The sequence below is a fragment of the Maridesulfovibrio zosterae DSM 11974 genome (assembly GCF_000425265.1).
Classification (GTDB): domain Bacteria; phylum Desulfobacterota; class Desulfovibrionia; order Desulfovibrionales; family Desulfovibrionaceae; genus Maridesulfovibrio; species Maridesulfovibrio zosterae.
The window spans coordinates 576,267-593,338 of record NZ_AUDC01000010.1 but is presented as its reverse complement, the minus strand read 5'-3'; the positions used below and the strand labels follow the sequence as shown (position 1 = coordinate 593,338).

General features: G+C 42.1%; 11 protein-coding genes. 4 read left to right on the top strand and 7 right to left on the bottom strand.

The window, feature by feature from the left end:
* Positions 1-77: 77 nt before the first annotated feature.
* The 4 genes from H589_RS0103375 (at position 78) to H589_RS0103360 (ending at position 5,811) form a co-directional block, all read left to right on the top strand.
* Positions 78-689, top strand: a complete 612-nt coding sequence (locus tag H589_RS0103375) for a DUF4390 domain-containing protein (RefSeq protein WP_027720730.1) — start codon at positions 78-80, stop codon at positions 687-689.
* Positions 690-706: 17 nt separating this feature from the next.
* Positions 707-2,899, top strand: a complete 2,193-nt coding sequence (locus H589_RS0103370) for a sensor histidine kinase (protein ID WP_027720729.1) — start codon at positions 707-709, stop codon at positions 2,897-2,899.
* A 122-nt stretch (positions 2,900-3,021) separates the two neighbouring features.
* Complete coding sequence (locus H589_RS0103365) at positions 3,022-4,407, top strand: HD domain-containing phosphohydrolase (RefSeq protein WP_035074747.1); 1,386 nt, start codon at positions 3,022-3,024, stop codon at positions 4,405-4,407.
* Between the two features lie 18 nt (positions 4,408-4,425).
* A complete protein-coding gene (locus H589_RS0103360) occupies positions 4,426-5,811 on the top strand; it encodes a sigma-54-dependent transcriptional regulator (protein WP_027720727.1) in 1,386 nt (461 codons plus the stop codon).
* Positions 5,812-5,870: 59 nt separating this feature from the next.
* Here the strand turns inward: H589_RS0103360 and H589_RS0103355 are convergent, their stop codons facing one another.
* The 7 genes from H589_RS0103355 to H589_RS0103325 form a co-directional block, all read right to left on the bottom strand.
* Positions 5,871-6,557 carry a carbonic anhydrase gene (locus tag H589_RS0103355; RefSeq protein ID WP_245577036.1) on the bottom strand — a complete coding sequence of 229 codons (687 nt, stop codon included), beginning with the start codon at positions 6,555-6,557 and terminating at the stop codon, positions 5,871-5,873.
* Between the two features lie 371 nt (positions 6,558-6,928).
* Positions 6,929-8,707 (bottom strand): ATP-binding protein, encoded by a 1,779-nt coding sequence (locus H589_RS0103350; RefSeq protein WP_027720725.1) that lies wholly within the window; start codon positions 8,705-8,707, stop codon positions 6,929-6,931.
* Between the two features lie 246 nt (positions 8,708-8,953).
* Positions 8,954-9,643: a response regulator gene (locus tag H589_RS0103345; RefSeq protein WP_027720724.1), complete on the bottom strand. Its 690-nt coding sequence runs from the start codon at positions 9,641-9,643 to the stop codon at positions 8,954-8,956.
* Positions 9,644-9,716: 73 nt separating this feature from the next.
* A complete protein-coding gene (locus H589_RS19030; RefSeq protein ID WP_084146839.1) occupies positions 9,717-11,558 on the bottom strand; it encodes a methyl-accepting chemotaxis protein in 1,842 nt (613 codons plus the stop codon).
* Between the two features lie 12 nt (positions 11,559-11,570).
* On the bottom strand, positions 11,571-12,764 hold the full coding sequence (locus H589_RS0103335; RefSeq protein WP_027720723.1) for a SpoIIE family protein phosphatase: 1,194 nt from the start codon (positions 12,762-12,764) through the stop codon (positions 11,571-11,573).
* Positions 12,765-12,768: 4 nt separating this feature from the next.
* On the bottom strand, positions 12,769-13,788 hold the full coding sequence (gene cheB, locus H589_RS0103330) for a chemotaxis-specific protein-glutamate methyltransferase CheB (RefSeq protein WP_027720722.1): 1,020 nt from the start codon (positions 13,786-13,788) through the stop codon (positions 12,769-12,771).
* Positions 13,785-17,072, bottom strand: a complete 3,288-nt coding sequence (locus H589_RS0103325; protein WP_084146837.1) for an Hpt domain-containing protein — start codon at positions 17,070-17,072, stop codon at positions 13,785-13,787. Before H589_RS0103325 ends, cheB begins: the two co-directional genes overlap by 4 nt.

The following is a 17,072-nucleotide window of genomic DNA, read 5'->3' as shown; positions in this document are numbered from 1 at the left end:
TTAAATCATAATGTTGAATTATTAATAAGCGACTGATACTCTTCCTTCTGAAATAAGTCCCCATACAAGGAATCAAAATGTCGGCAGAACAATCCGTACCCAGTAGTAAACCATGGTCCAGCATGACCCGATTTTATTTTCAGTCAGTACTGCTCTGCCTACTTGTTTTTTTCGGTATTTCTACCCAGACCGCATCTGCCAGCACACTAAAACTTAAAAATCTTGTACTGGACAATCAGGCCGGAAGTATCATGGCCCGCTTTGGCATTGAACTTAAGGCTGATACTGAGGTCGAAGAAGCCCTGCTAAGCGGTATTCGGTTAAAACTTGATTGCGAAGCTAAGCTTCTCAAAAACAAAAGCCTGTGGCCGGATTCAGAAATTGCTAGCAAATCATATTCTAACAAGCTTTTTTTTGATTCTCTGTCCAATAAATTTGCACTTGAAAAACCCGGCGTGGACAAAATATTTAAAAATAAAAGCCTGACCATCCTTCTGCGTGATGAATGGAAAACAATGATTCTGGATCTTGGTCCGTGGGCGACTCTGCAAAGAGGAGAAAAGTATAAACTACGGCTTAAAGTACGCATAGACCAGACTGATATTCCGCAATGGCTCAAGAGCACTCTCTTTTTCTGGTCATGGGACGTCATTCCTTCTGCAACATACCAGCTTGATTTCACATACTGATTTTAAAGGCAGAGCCAATGACCGAAGATCCTATTAAAATAAGTGTCCCCAACACAAAAGAACGTAAAAAAAGGCAGCATGAATATTATATTGCCTTTTCATGTCTCGTAATATTTGTTGCACTGGGCTTCGTCCAACTCAAGTATATCGGAGTTAATTCATACCTATTCGTTGGACTATTCAATCTTAATTTTATCCTTCTGCTCATTGTTTTATTTATTGTTGTCCGCAACGGAGTAAAGCTTCTCCTTGAACGAAGAAGACGTGTACTTGGGTCAAAACTCAGAACCAGAATGGTTCTCTCTTTCATGTCACTTTCACTAGTGCCTACATTACTCATGTTTTTTATGGCCATGCAATTCGTGCAGGTTTCCGTAGATTACTGGTTTAAAAATCAGGTCGAAGAATCAATGGTCCAATCCCTTGAACTTGGTCGTGCTTTTTATGCTTCAGCTCAGGAAGGACTTGAACGGCGTGGTAATAATATTCTTAGTACAATTAAGGAAAAACGCTATGCATGGGGCGGAAAAACCATGAACAAATTTCTTGGAAACAAACTTGGAGAATATGACCTAGGGCTGCTTGGTGTCATCAAGCAGAACGGTAAAAAACTAAACTGGTATTCTCAAGGATCATGGGAAAAGGCATGGGCTGAAACCAGTGCCAAAGTTGATTGGGATGATATGAAAGAACATCCACATTTCTGGTCCACTATCCATCCGATGCCCGGAAATGATATGGTTATAGGAGTTCTGCCTGTTGATGAGGCGAAAACAGGTTTCCTGATCCTAGGCGAAAATATCGGTCAGGGACTGCTCTACAAGCTTGACAGAGTTGTTCAGGGTCTTGATGAGTATAAGCAGCTTAAGACACTTAAATACCCGCTCAAGATGAGTTTATATCTCACCTTGGGAGTGACCACTCTTCTTATTATTTTAGGCTCAATATGGTTTGGATTCCGCCTCTCTAAAGAACTTTCAGCCCCAATCCAGGCTCTGGCAGCTGGTTCACAGCGTATTGCCAGAGGTGACCTGACTGTCCGTCTGGAAGACAATTCTGACGATGAACTTGGTTTTATGGTTCAATCATTCAACAGTATGGCTGAAGATCTTGAAGACAGTCAGAAAAGCCTTAAAACGGCTAATGAAAGACTGGCACAACAGAATCAGGAACTTGAACGAAGAGGCCGATATATGGAAGCGGTACTCAACAATATTACCGCCGGAGTTATTTCACTTGATGAGAAAGGTAAAATAAGCACAGTCAACTCGGCTATTGAAGAGATGCTTGGCATTAATGCCCGCTTTGTTCATGGAAAAGATCCGTTACACCTGCTGCCTGAAGGAGACCTTGCATCACTCATTTCTGAAGCACGTTCTCACATGGCAACCAGCCCATACTCCCAGTGGCAAAGGCAGCTTTCATTGACCGTTGATGGGCGGCATAGAAAATTTTTGGTCAACGTTGTTGCATTAAAATCAGGTAATTCAAGAACCGGTATTGTTGCTGTTTTTGAAGATATTACTGAACTTGAAAAAATGCAGCGCATTGCTGCATGGCGCGAAGTGGCCAGACGTATCGCACATGAGATCAAAAATCCCCTGACCCCGATCAAACTTTCAGCCCAGCGTATGCAACGCAAATTCGGTCCTGAAATAGATGATCAGGTTTTTAGAGAAAGTACTGACTTAATCATTTCTCAAGTGGAGCATATGCAACAGATGGTTCAGGAATTCTCCGCCTATGCAAAAATGCCTGAAGTAAGACTTAAGCCGGACAATATCTCTCCTTTACTTGAAGAGGTGATCAGCATGTACAGAAACAGTCACAGTAACATCAATTGGGAATTAAAATTTATTTCAGAACTTCCCCAACTGGAACTTGATCGTGAAGCCATGCGCCGCACCCTTATCAATCTTCTTACAAATGCCGCAGAAGCTCTCGGAGGATGTGAATCTCCGACTGTAACCATCACAGCCATGCACGACTCCACGCTAAACTGGCTACGCATCGAACTTCAGGACAACGGCCCGGGACTTTCATCTGCCGAACGATCCAGAATGTTTGAACCATATTTTTCCAGCAAAAAAAGCGGAACAGGCCTTGGGCTGACAATTGTAAAATCGATAATTACAGACCACCGAGGATTCATCAGAGTTAAACCGGCAGACCCCCACGGGACTATTTTTGTAATAGAGCTTCCTACATAATTTACAGCTCAGCTTGCCTGCTGTCTGTAATCATGTTTTATATAGACTTATTATTTTTATTTTATGTATAATATCTATCTGAAACAAATTCTTCAACAGCCAAGCATTCTCGGAAAAACAATATGACTGCAAAAACAAAAGAGCCTAATTCATCACTGGAATCATCTAGAATACTAATAGTTGAAGATGAGGCTATTGTAGCTCTTGATGTTAAAGGCAGACTTCTTGCCCTTGGATACAATGTTGTTGGCGTTGCAGCATCAGGTAAGCTGGCAATTGAACTTGCCAGTAAGTATCTTCCGGACTTGATTCTTATGGATATCATGCTGGAAGGAGAGATTGATGGCATAGAAACAGCATTTAAAATCAGAGAACAATACTCCATTCCAGTTATTTATCTTACGGCATACGCAGACACTGAAACCTTAAAACGGGCAAAAATAACTGAACCGTTTGGATATATTATTAAGCCTTTTGAAGATCGGGAGCTTAATCTAACAATTGAGATGGCTCTTTATAAGCATAAAGCAGAGTCTGTTCTAAATGAGAACAGACGCTGGCTTAAAACCACATTTAACAGCATAGGCGATGCTGTAATAACTACTGACCAACATGGAAAAATAAAATCAATCAACAGGGCCGCAAGCCATATGATGGGCAGTACAACTGAAGATGTATACGGCAACGATTTTTTGGATAAGATAAGTATTGTTGATCCTTCATCCTTTAAGCCTATTAATTTATTTACTCACAACAAAACAAGCATCATAATTAACGATGCAGTACTTAAAACCCCCAATAAAATTATTCCTGTTTCAGTTAATATTTCAAATATTGAAGACCGGGACAATGTTATGGGAACAGTTGTTGTTCTACGAGATATATCCCAACTTAAGAAAAGTGAAACAGCACTGAAAAACAGCCTTAAACAACTGCATAGAACTTTTGATGAAACAGTTGTCTCACTTACAGCCATGTCTGAAAAACGTGACCCGTATACTTCAGGTCATCAACAGAGAGTTGCCCAGTTGGCCTGTGCCATTGCCAAAAAAATGAATCTCACTGAAAAAGAAATTCATTGCATCCGCATAGCCGGTATCCTTCATGATATAGGGAAAATATCTATTCCAGCTGAAATCCTGTCCAAACCGACAAGACTGACCGACCTCGAAATGGGATTAATGAAAACACATTCCGAAGCCGGATATGAAATCCTCAAGGGAATTTCATTTCCATGGCCTGTTGCAAAAATAGTTTTACAGCACCATGAGCGCATGGACGGATCAGGATATCCAAAAGGACTTTCTGCCGACCGAATACTAATGGAAGCAAAAATAATTGCGGTTGCTGATGTAGTGGAAGCAATGAGCTCTCACCGTCCATACAGAGCAGCCCTTGGCCTTCAGCTGGCAATGGATGAAATCATTCGAGGGAGAGGAACTGTTTATGACGCAATGGTTGTAGATGCATGCACACAAGTAATTGAAAATGATAACTTTTCATTCTAGAGCTAACGGATAATACATATGCATAAATCAATTCTTATTGTAGATGATGAAGACGGTATCAGATATTCTCTTAGAGGTATTCTCGAAGATGAGGGATTTGATGTAAGTGAAGCTGAAACAGGTGAACTCGCTCTTGATCATCTTGCCGATGATAGACCTGATTTAGTTTTTCTGGATATCTGGCTTCCTGGAATGGACGGGCTTACGGTTCTAGAGCGTATAAAAAAAGAATGGGACTGGCTGCCTGTTGTAATGATTTCTGGACACGGAAATATTGAGACCGCCGTATCTGCAATCAAAAAAGGAGCTTTCGACTTTATTGAGAAACCATTATCTCTTGAAAAAGTTGTGATCACTGCCGAAAAGGCCGTTGAATTTTCCAGACTACAAACAGAAAATAAAGCCCTGCGAACTCGCATTGAAACCGAGCAGCCAGCAAAGCTCACTGGCAATTCAAGACTAATCGAATCCATGCGTGAAGTGATAGGACAGGTAGCACCAACGGATGCGTGGGTTCTAATCACTGGAGAGAACGGAACAGGTAAGGAAATAGTTGCCCGCTCCATTCACTCTCAAAGTTTGCGCTCTGGTCAACCGCTTGTTGCTGTTAACTGCGCCGCTATTCCTGAAGAGCTGATTGAATCAGAGCTGTTTGGACATGAAAAAGGAGCCTTTACAGGTGCAGAGAAAGCTCAGGAAGGTAAGTTTGAACTGGCGGATAACGGAACTTTATTTCTTGATGAAATAGGAGATATGAGTCTCAAGACACAGGCCAAAATTCTACGCATTTTACAGGAACAGCGTTTTGAAAGGGTTGGCGGGCGTAAAACTATTAATGTAGATGTTAGAGTTATAGCCGCAACCAACAAAGATCTTTTTCAGGAAATTAGAGATGGTAATTTTCGTGAAGACCTGTATTACCGTTTAAAAGTATTCCCCCTTGAAGTACCTGCTCTGCGTGATCGTTCAGAAGATATCTCACTCCTCATCAATGAATTTATTGCTAGACTGAACAAAAAACACGGGTTTAAACCTCTCACTTTCACCGATAAGGCGCTTGAAGTTATTACTAATTATTCTTGGCCAGGAAATGTGCGCGAGCTTAAAAATTTCGTTGAACGGATGTTAATTATGTTCGGGGGTAAAGAAGTAGACTTCGACAGATTACCGCCGGAAATTGCAAGTTCACCTCGAGTGAATCTAAAATCATCAGAGCAGCTGCCACTCCCTCTACCGGAAGGAGAAGTTGATTTCAAAAAAGCCAGAGCTGATTTCGAAGCACAATTTCTCGAATCCAAGCTGCGCGAATACAAAGGTAACGTATCAAAACTAGCTGAAGCAGTAGGGCTTGAACGCAGCTCACTATACCGCAAGCTTAAAGCATATGAAATTCAGGTTGAGTAGATCTTATTGTGAAAAATTATCTCTTAATGCCAGAAAATATAACAAAACTTAAAAGTAAATTAAGGTCCAAGCCAGCGCACAGCACCTGTATCCGTATCATAGATGGCTCCCATGATACGGGCCTTGCCAGACCTGACTTTTCCTAGAATTGCAGGGCAATGTCCAAGAATATCTCTCATAACCTGCCTTACATTTATTTCAGCAACCTTGTTTATCAGTTCAGTACCCTTAAGAGACGGGTAAAGAACCTTAGTCATTTTAATTGCAGGCTCCAACTTACCCAGCAACTGCATCAGGTGTCCATTCATCTTAACACCTTCTACAGCAGCCTGAATAAGAGTACTTCTAGTATGCCCCATTACAACGAGCAAAGGAGTTTCTAATGCCAGCATTGAGTATTCTACGGAAGCAAGAGTATCGCTGCCGACAACATTACCAGCCAGACGCACAGTAAAAATATCACCTAGTCCGCGATCAAAAATAAGAACAGGATCAACACGCGAATCTGATGCACTTACTATTGTTGCAAAAGGATTCTGCCCCTGTAAGGCAAGAACTTTGCGCTGATGGGAAGTTTGATTAGGATACACACTTGATCCTTTCATAAAACGCAGATTTCCTTCCTTAAGAAGCACTAGAGATTGATCGGCACCCAACTTCTGCGCTGATTCCACAGTACTATTTTCTGCTAAGCAGATTGAAGAAAGCATTCCAAAAAGAACCGCAAGGATAAGAAACAAAAGCACTTTTATCAATTAAGATCTCCATCAGCTGAGAATTTATTCAACTTTCTGGTTTACCATATATACTGAAAGTGCATTTATGCAAGTAAAGCAACAAAGAAGAGTTCTGGCAAAGATGTAAAGTAAACAAAATATCGTCCGATAATATTTACAGACACCAATCGGGAGGGTGTCAGGAATATCCATAACATGGCTCTGCTCCAAACTACCATGTCCTGTCATTCATTTAGAAAATTATTTCATAAAAAATGAATAATCGGGCATGGTATTTTTTTCATATTGCCTTTTATCTATGCTGCAAAACAGACTTTAGGTATGAAAAATAAATTGAATATCAGCTACGAATGAATCAATCTTATAACTATAAAATCGTCCTATATCCGCTTAAAAGGCAGTGTAAGTATGAACGCCGTTCCCTGACTGCGTCCTTGAGGAGGACTTTGCACTGTTATTTCTCCGCCATGATTAGAGACAATATGGCGTGAAATAGCCAGCCCAAGACCTGTTGAACCAAACTCATTACGACGAAATTTTTCTACAGAATAGAACCTTTCAAAAATACGCGGCTGATCAACAGCCGGGATACCCAACCCTTCATCCTGAATTATAAATTTAAGCTTATCTGCTTCGATGCACTGCTTTACTACAACAGGCTTATCTGCGGGGCCGTATTTAATCGCATTTTCAAATAAATTTCTAAATAGCTGAAGCAGTTGATCCGGGTCAGCATTAACCGTGAACTTTCCTTTTTCAACCCCAGTTATGAGGTCTATATTTCGCTTTTCTGCAAGTCCTGCACATGCCTGCCATGCATCATTTAATGCATTTACTGGATCCATGCTTATGAAGTTTCCCTGACCTATTCCTCCTTCAAGCCGTGAAAGATTTAGTAAATCATCAACTATTTTACACATATGATTCGCATTTTTTTCAATAGTTCTAAGAAAATTCTTCTGAATTGATTCCGGTGGAGGTGGATCGGAAAGCAATGTCTCAGCATATCCTTTAATTGAAGTAAGCGGAGTTCTGAGTTCATGTGAAACGTTGGCAACAAAATCCTTTCGCACGGCTTCAAGGCGTTTAATTTCGCTTATATCATGGAACACAGCAATAGCACCCGGCCCCTGCCCAGGTTCAACCGTATTAGGCGAGCGAACAATATTTATGTCATAAACACGCCCGTTAGGTAACGTAGCCTGAACAGTAGTAGCTTCCGGACCTTCATCTGCAAGAACATCATTACAACCATCCTGAAGTTCTTTACTTGGAATAACTTCTAGGGGATTACGGTTCAGTCCATTTTCAACATCTGGTAATATCTCAATTAATGCACGGTTAACGCTCTGGATACGACAACTGCAATCCATGACCATAACTCCGTCCCACATTCCATTTAATACAGCCTGAATCTTATTCTTCTGTCCGGTAATAATTCCGACATGTTCATCAATCCGTTCTGCCATCCAGTTGATTGCATTCGCCAGTGGGATGAACTCTTTGTCAGGGTATGTTCTGATGCGGCGCTTGTAATTTCCCTGTCCAACAGCTTCAGCGGTACGTACCATTGATTCTACAGAAATGGTGAGTTGCAGGGTGACGAATTTGATAACCATATAACATACAAGCGCAACTATGGGTAAAACCCAGAAAAAGACATTACTGACCGTTCCCATTCGCGCATTTAGTACTGACAATGATTGCTCTGTGACTAAATAACCATCATCAACACCACTATGAATATTTACTTTGATTGCAGAATAAAGATTTTCCGAGTTATCAACTGGATCTTTTAAAACCTGAAAAAATATTCCGTTCTCCTGCACTGCTGTCATTTCTGAACGACTGATGTTCCAACCGTCATCTGACCATGAAGTGGAAACGACTGTCTGCCCATCTGGTGAAACAAAAGCCACTTCTTTTCCAAGCATATTGGAAACAGCTGCAACCTTAGCTTCAATATCGTCACTTTCTACTTTCAAGTAGAAACGTTTTGCCAGTTCAAGCCTTTCGCTGGCAGCATGGTATGTGTCAGCAACAAGGTCTGCCTCTAACAAATAATAGGCAAATCCTAGCGGAAGGCTGACGCATATGGCTGCAGTCAAGCATACAGCTATAAACAGCTTACTTTTGATTGAAAAACTTACATTACTCATTGTTACTGCTTACAAAAATTGAAAAAGGATTGCAGGAGAATAACATTCTCTTAAGTAAAATCATGCCCGTTAGGTTACGATCAGATGTTCATTGGTTTACAGACGCACGTAAAGACCTCTAACCGAAAAAACACAGCTGTTAAACTGAATTTTCGATTAGAAAATGAACCTTTTAAACTCATCAGAAGACTTTGTTTAAATTACCTGAATAGATATCACTGGAAGGGGCCATTAATCAGGGACAAATTAAACGTGCTTAAAACGATAGCCAACACCTCTTACTGTTTCAATGTAATCAGCGTAACGACCTAGCTTCTGGCGTAATCTGCGAATGTGCGTATCTACTGTTCTGGAATAACCTTCAAAATGAGTATCCCAAACGGTATCAAGCAGGTGGTCACGAGTGCGGACTTTGCCCTCATGTTGAAGCAGTTCAGAAAAAAGCTTGAATTCAGTAGCTGTGAGCGTAACCAGCTCTCCATCGCATTCAACAGTATGAGCCTCAAAGTCAACGGTAAGACCTTCATGATTCCACTTACCGGGGCGTTTAGGCTCAACTTCAGAACTGCGGCGCAGTACAGCTTTAACCCGCAGTACTAATTCACGGGGACTGAAAGGCTTTACAATATAATCATCAACACCAAGTTCAAGTCCGACAACACGGTCAACTTCTTCCCCCTTGGCTGTAAGCATGATAACCGGGATATGCTGTGTAGCAACTTCCTGTTTTAATCTGCGACAGACTTCAAGGCCGTCAATTCCTGGAAGCATAAGATCCAGCAGAATAAGATCAGGATGTTCATTTCTAGCCTGCTCAAGGGCTTTATGCCCGTCCATGGCTGTTACAACTTCGTAGCCTGATGAAGTAAAATTGTATTTTAATAATTCAATTGTATCGCTATGGTCTTCAACGACCAGTATTTTATCTACTGACACTTTATATTCTCCTTTTGAGCGGGACCATACCTGTAACAATTGAGTAGATTAAGGCAAAACGGTTACAACTGTGTTAATTGTTTTGCTTAGGTGATTCGGAATCCTTATTTACATCTATTTTAGACCCTTGTGCAGAGTCCGATTCGGTATCGCCAACAACTTTAAACCCATCCACTGCTCCGGTAAGGCTATGCACAGTATAATTGAGGCTGGCTACTGTTCTCTTAAATTCATCAATAGATTCTGTTGTCTCGACAGCGTTTTCACTTAAATCGGACATAGCTTCACTAATCTGTTCAGCACTATCAGCCTGATCACTCATGGAACGGGAAACATCGGTAAAACGGGGTTTAAGTATTCGGACCTGCTCAATAATCTGACCAAGGTCAGTACTCATTTTTTCAACTTCATCCACACTGGAACGCACTTCTTGGTTGAATTTTTCCATTTCAACAACCCCTGAACTGACCGCTGACTGCATGTCGCGAACCATAAGCTCAATATCTTCGGCGGCAATAACTGTCTGATCTGCCAATCGACGTATCTCACGGGCCACAACAGAGAACCCCTGCCCAAACTGCCCTGCTTTTTCAGCTTCAATTGCTGCGTTCAAAGACAGTAGATTAGTCTGATCAGCAATACGCGCGATAGTTGTCACGATATTATTAATATTGATTGCTCTTTCATTGATTGCACCAAGACGTGAAGAAACACTATCCGTAGAATCAACCAGCTTAATTAAAGATTGCTCTCTGTTTTCAATATTTGATTGTAAAGCTTCAGCCATGTGAGCCGATTCGCTGGCGCTGGATGCAACATCTCCCATTACCTGTACAAGGTTCTTAGACGTTTTGCTGATTAATTTACTGGTCGCTGTAACCTCATTTGTTGAGGCTGCCTGTCTTGTTACAGCAGAATCTATCTGTTTTGCTGTAGAATTAATTTTATTTCCAACAGCGGAAACACTATCTCCTGTGTCACGGACTTCACCTATAATCCGTGAAAGGCCGGTAATCATACCCTCAAAAGATAAAACAAGGTTACCGATTTCGTTTCCGGGCATTATAAATTTTTTAGCAAAAAAATGGTCTTCAGCTCTATTTCGCATCTTGCGTAATGAAGCACTCGCACTTTCCAGGTCTCCATCCTCAATATTTTTCGCAATATCGGTAATTTTTGATACCGGTTTAAAAATAAGATTCAAACCGAAAATCAGAAAAGCAAGAGTTGCAGCAATAAAAATACATCCAATAAAAACAACTGATCCCAAAGCCTGATTAGCTGAAGCAGTCATAGCAGCCAGAGGGATTGCAGCAATTTGTGCACACTCAATACGACCTTGAATACGGTGGTATCCAGTATCAGTATCAACGGGATATCTTTCCTTCATAGACAAAGGAGCATCTTTAGGCTCTCCGTGGCAGACCATGCACTCTTGTTTGTTTGATTCTCCCTCAGCAGCAATAAAATAATCAATTCCATTTAAATTTCGTACTTCGCCTATAAAAGGTCTTTTTCCGGATTTTGCCAAAAGTTCCAACTCTTCAATTATGAGGCCCTCATCATCAGTTGCCAGATTATCTGGATTACGAGGTTTTGTGGAAGCAGTCTTAAAAGTTAGCCCATGCTTAAACTGATCGGGAATACGACCAAAAACTCCGTTAGCGGTGAAAGATGTAGACTGCAATTCAGTGACAAATTTGTCCGGAGGCAAAAACACCGTAGCATGAGGTCTGATAACGACTCCAGTATGCTTGCGCACTGCCATCATAGTCTGAAGCATGAGTTCTGCCTTACCGCGATACTCATCCATAAGAGTTTCTCTGGTATAATTGGAAATCAACCACATTATGGCCACGGTAAGGGCTATGCAGAAAACAACACACCCTACTATGAACTGCTTACGGATACTCATTACCTTGCCTCGTTATGCAAAAACAAATTCGACCATGGAAAAATCATCTTCATAAAGCTCACTGCCCTGCAACTCTCTGGTATAGTCAATCAGCTGATCAATAGGATTTCCCAGCTTACCGGAAGTTCCGGACATAAATGCAGAATACTCTTCGAATTCCCACATCTTCCCGTCTGATACTTTTTTAAGTTCGTAAACACCGTCACTATAAAGAAAAAAACGTGCTCCCCGTTCTACCCTAACAGAGTCACTTGTGTAGGTCATATCCGGCATCCCCCCCACAATCATACCTTGAGTACGTAATGGCATAACGGAGCCACCGCTTATAAGAAGCGCCGGAGGATGGCCCCCACTTGAAAAAGTAAGGGTACGCTCAGATTTACAATAAACTCCGTACCACATAGTAAAATAGAGATTATTCTGCTGATCCATCTGAAAAGAATCATTTAAAGATTTAAGAACCATTTCAGGCTTTAAAAAATCAGTATCAGGCAGAGTTTGAGAGCGAAGAACATTCATAGCCGAAACAGACAGCAACGCCGACCCGACCCCGTGATCACAGACATCAAGAAGATACATGGCAAAATGATCATCATCAAGCCAGTGATAACCAAATGAATCTCCACCGAGAGATGCAGAAGGGATAAACCTCCAATCTGCTTGAATATCACCTTCTGTTACGGGGGAAGGCAGCAGCGAAGTGACATAGTCAGCTGCAACAGCAAGTTCTTTACGCATTTCGTCCCTGCTCTCCAAAAGCTGTTTATAAGCTTCATTCCTTTGAAGAAGGTTGATATAACCTTTAGAGTGATAACGGATACGGGCCAGCAACTCAATGCGATCAGGAAGCTTAACCAGATAATCGTTAGCCCCGAGCTCAAACGCCTTGGCTTTTGTCGTTGCTTCTTCTTTAGTTGAAAGTACAATGAGCGGGATATCTTTCAATCTGGAGTTTACTCGCATGAATTTGACCATAGTCATTCCATCGATGTCAGGCATAACAAGATCCTGCAAAATAACTGTTGGCTGTAATTTTTCTGCAGTTGGAATAGCCAGAGTAGGATCGCTTACGAAATGGAAATCAATATCTTCCTCTCCCTCAAGCATCCGGCGTATAGCCTCGCCTACCATCGGCTGATCATCAATTAGTAGAACACTTATTTTGTGCTGGGTAAGGAGTTCTTCACTTGAAGTTGCATCGATCATGATATTATCTCCTGAAATCTTTTTTAAAATGCCGAAGAATATGTCTCGACATTTCGTCTAAAGAGCAAATTTCACAGGCAGCGTCCATTTTTACAGCTGCTCCGGGCATCCCCCAGACAACACTTGACTCTTCATCTTGTGCGATGGTCAACCAAGCGGATTTTTTAAGCCCAAGCAATCCTCTGGCTCCGTCAGCTCCCATTCCTGTAAGTAGAACAGCTACAGAGTTTTGTGGTAAATCAGCGCAGCACAGACTTTCAAAAAGCAAATCAACCGAGGGGACATAAAGACTTTCACCCGGGTCAGAAGTAATTTGAATAGTTCCGCAAGGCCCCATAAGCATATGCTTGTCTCCAGGAGCAAGATAGGCTCTTCCGGGCTTTACTGACTCACCGTTACATGCAATCGACACCTCTATTTTAGTCTGACGATCAAGCCACTGAGCAAGATTATCTGAAAATTGCCCATCTACATGCTGTACAATAACAATAGCCGCAGGAAAATTTTCCGGTAAAGATCCAAGCAACAGAGCTAGTGCTGACGGCCCGCCAGTTGAACTGCCAATGGCCAGCACCGGAGGAACTTTATCAGGACATGATTCAATTTTTTTTCTATTACTGGATTCCTTTCCGTTGCCACTCAATTTCTTGATCACAGAAATCTTTGCAATCAGTCCTTCGGCTCCTTTAAGATTCCCATCAGGGCCGATTTCAGGAGTGGGAACCACGTCAAGAGCTCCTGCACCCATCGCTTCAAATATTTTGGAGGAATTGTCTTCAATACTGGCAGTCACAATCAGGACCGGACAAGGACAATCACTCATAATCAATCTGGTAGCCTCAATTCCGTCCATTACAGGCATGACAAGATCCATAAGCACTAGATCAGGAGTCTCTTTTCGGCACTTATCTACAGCCTGTTCACCATTATGAGCAATCCATATAACATCATATTCTGCTGAAAGGACGACCTTTTTAAGTATTTCAACTGCAACGGCCGCCTCATTTACAATACCAATTTTCATTTTCCTGGTCCGCCTATAAGGTCTTCCACCGCCGAAAGAAGAGTTTCATCATGAAAACTGCTTTTTGTAAGGTAGTAGTCTGCTCCGGCTTCAAGACCACGCAACTTATCTTCTTTGCGGTCTTTGTAAGAAACCATCATCACCGGAATGAGTTTAAGATCAGGGTCATCTTTTAGTTTACGGGTCAACTCCAATCCATTCATACGGGGCATATCAACATCTGTGATAACAAGATCATAATTTTCAGTAAGAACTGCGTTAAAACCGTCCTGTCCATCAACTGCAGTATCAACTTTATATCCGTGATTAGCGAGCAGTTTACGCTCAACTTCACGCACTGTAAGTGAGTCATCTACCACTAAAATTTTCTGAACTTCAGCTATATGGGAGGATTCAATTCCAACTTTCCCCAACCTTCCTCCGGAAAGAAGATTATCAATGGAACGTACAAGATCTTCAGCATCAAGAATCAATACTGGCGAACCGTCAGGCATAAGAGCAACCGAGTTTACATCAGGTACTTTTCCAAGCCGATCGTCAAGTGGTAGAACCACAAGATCCTGTTCACCAAGAAAATCATCTATGACCAGCCCATATTTATTCATACGGTCACTGATAACAACAATCTTCAGCGTTTCTGTCTCAGATGAAGACACCGTTGTTCCCAGAACCTGAGAAGCAGGAACAAGTCCCACATTTGAACCGTCAAGAGAAACATACTGACGATCCTCAACAAGCTGTAATTGATCAGGAAAAATAGATGCAATCCGACTGATACGGCTTAAAGGAATAGCATAAGGCTGTCCTGAAATTTCTAACAGCAAAGTACGAATGACCGATAAAGTAAGCGGTAATTGTAGAGAAAAGGACATTCCCTGCCCTGGTTCAGATTCAGCCCGCACAGTTCCACCGACCTCCTGCACCATTGCATGAACTACATCAAGGCCTACCCCGCGCCCTGAAATTTCAGTAACTTTACCGGCAGTGGAAAATCCGGGTAAAAATAAGAATTCCATTAACTCAGCCCGACTCATCTCTGCAGCCATTCTAGCTGGAGCAAGCCCTTTCTCAACTACTTTCGCTCGAATGCGTTCCGGATCAAGTCCTTTTCCGTCATCACGTATTTCAATAAAAAGCATTCCAGCCCGATGTCCGGCAATAACTTTGATAATCCCTACAGGGGTTTTACCACATGCTACACGTTCATCCGGTATTTCAATGCCGTGATCTACAGCATTTCTAATAAGATGGTTAAGAGGAGCCTCAAGCTTTTCAAGAATGTCACGGTCAACAGATGTCGCGTTCCCTTCAATGACAAAATCAACTTCCTTACCAAGTGAGCGGGCAAGATCGCGCACCAGACGTGGAAAACCTCGCCCACCATCAGAAAAGGGACGCATACGGCTGGCAATAACTTCATGATAAAGCCTGCCGGAAACATTATCTGAACGCCTGTGGTAGAGATCAAATTCATCAATATGCTGAGCAACCAAAGCCTGGCATTCAGCAAGTACATCCTTAAGGTTAACCAGAACTGAAGCAGGAGTCTCGCCATCCGCAACACGATCGCAACTTTCTTCAATAGCTTTCATAAGATCACGGTGACTGCCTTTTATGCGTAAAAGAGATGAGGCTAAATCACTCAGTCTTCCGGATTCAACCAGACTTTCCCCGGCAAGAGCCATAAGTCGATTCAAATTTCCGGCCGAAACACGAACCACAGAGTCCTTTTTTGCCGCAGCATGTTTGGGAGATTCAAATTCTTTCTGCACTGGAGCAGCTTGAGCTGTCCGCATACCTGCTTCAGGTATGGAAGTCACAGAGAGATCAGATTCATCTACATCCATTGAAGCAGTGTATGTTTCAATCGGGCAGACCTGACTACAAACATCTCTCACAGCCTGCTTATCACCGCGCAATGCCATTTCCATCTGATCCATAAGCGGCTTCTTTGCAGTTAAAAAATCTTGAATTTCGCTTGTATCAAGCAAAGATACATCTTTATAGATATCAGTTGCAGAAAGAAGAATATCAATCTGGGTAGAACTTAGAACAACATCCCCATTCTGGCAGGCAACAAGCAGATCCTCCATAGCATGGGCAAGAGCAACTGCGTCAGTAAGGCCTACAATGCGTGCTGCACCTTTCATCGAATGGGCTGCACGCATAAGCGGCTCAACTTTGTCTGCAGACTGATCCTTTTCAAGATCAAGCAAACCGGCAGTAAGGGACAATGAATGGCTTTCAGCCTCCATACGAAAAAGATCAAGCATGGACAGGTCAGCAAGCTGAACCTCTTCTTTAGGCTGCATATTAGATATGGCTTCTTCTTTGGGAGCGATGATATCTGACTTTTGAGGAAGTAAAACAGACAAAGGTTGCTCTGATACGACCAAAGCCTTTTTAAGATCAGTAGTAACAGCACTCATGTCCCAATGATTTTCCGCCAGCCAGTTACCAAGATTATCCGTATCTACACAGGAAATTTCTGCCAGTAACTTCGTTGCTGTATGAAGGATATCAATCTCTTGTTCATGAAAAGTCTGCGATCCTTTACTACAAGACTCAAGTAGATTTCCCATAGCATTGGTGAGCGAAACTACATCGTCAAGATTCACAATACATGCAGTCTCTTTTAAAGAATGAACTGCACCCATGAGTACTTCAATTTTCTTTTGAGACTGGTCGTTATTTAATTCAGCAAGCCCGGCTTCAAGAGTCTTGGAGTGGCTCTCAGCTTCCATTCTAAAAAGATCAAGCATTGAGGAATCGACCGATAAAATAACTTTTTCCACTTGGAGCGGTTCCGCCTTGCAATCAACACTCTCTGGAACAATAACTTCGCTTTCGACTTGTTTGGTTTCATTTTCAGTCTTTTCAGCATCAGTTACGGTGTACTCAATACGGCCAAGCAGATCATTAAAATGGACACTATTTTCTTCAAGCCATCCATCCATATGTTCAGCTTCAACTTTTGCCAGAGTGCTTATAAATTCAGCGGCACTTATCATTGCCTCAACCTGATCGGTAGAAACTGGAGTTTTATCTTTACGGCATCTTTCAAAAACCGCTTCCATCGCTCCGGCCAGACACACAACATCATCAAGGCCAACAATTCGCCCGGAGCCTTTCAGGGCGTTGGATGCGTGGATGAGTGGCTGTAACTTTTCCAAAGACAGCTCTTTATCAAGACCTGGCAGTCCTGATTCAAGCTCCAAAGTATGGTTTCCGGCCTCCATACGAAAAAGTTCCAACATGGACAGATCAGCCATATCGCGCGTCAC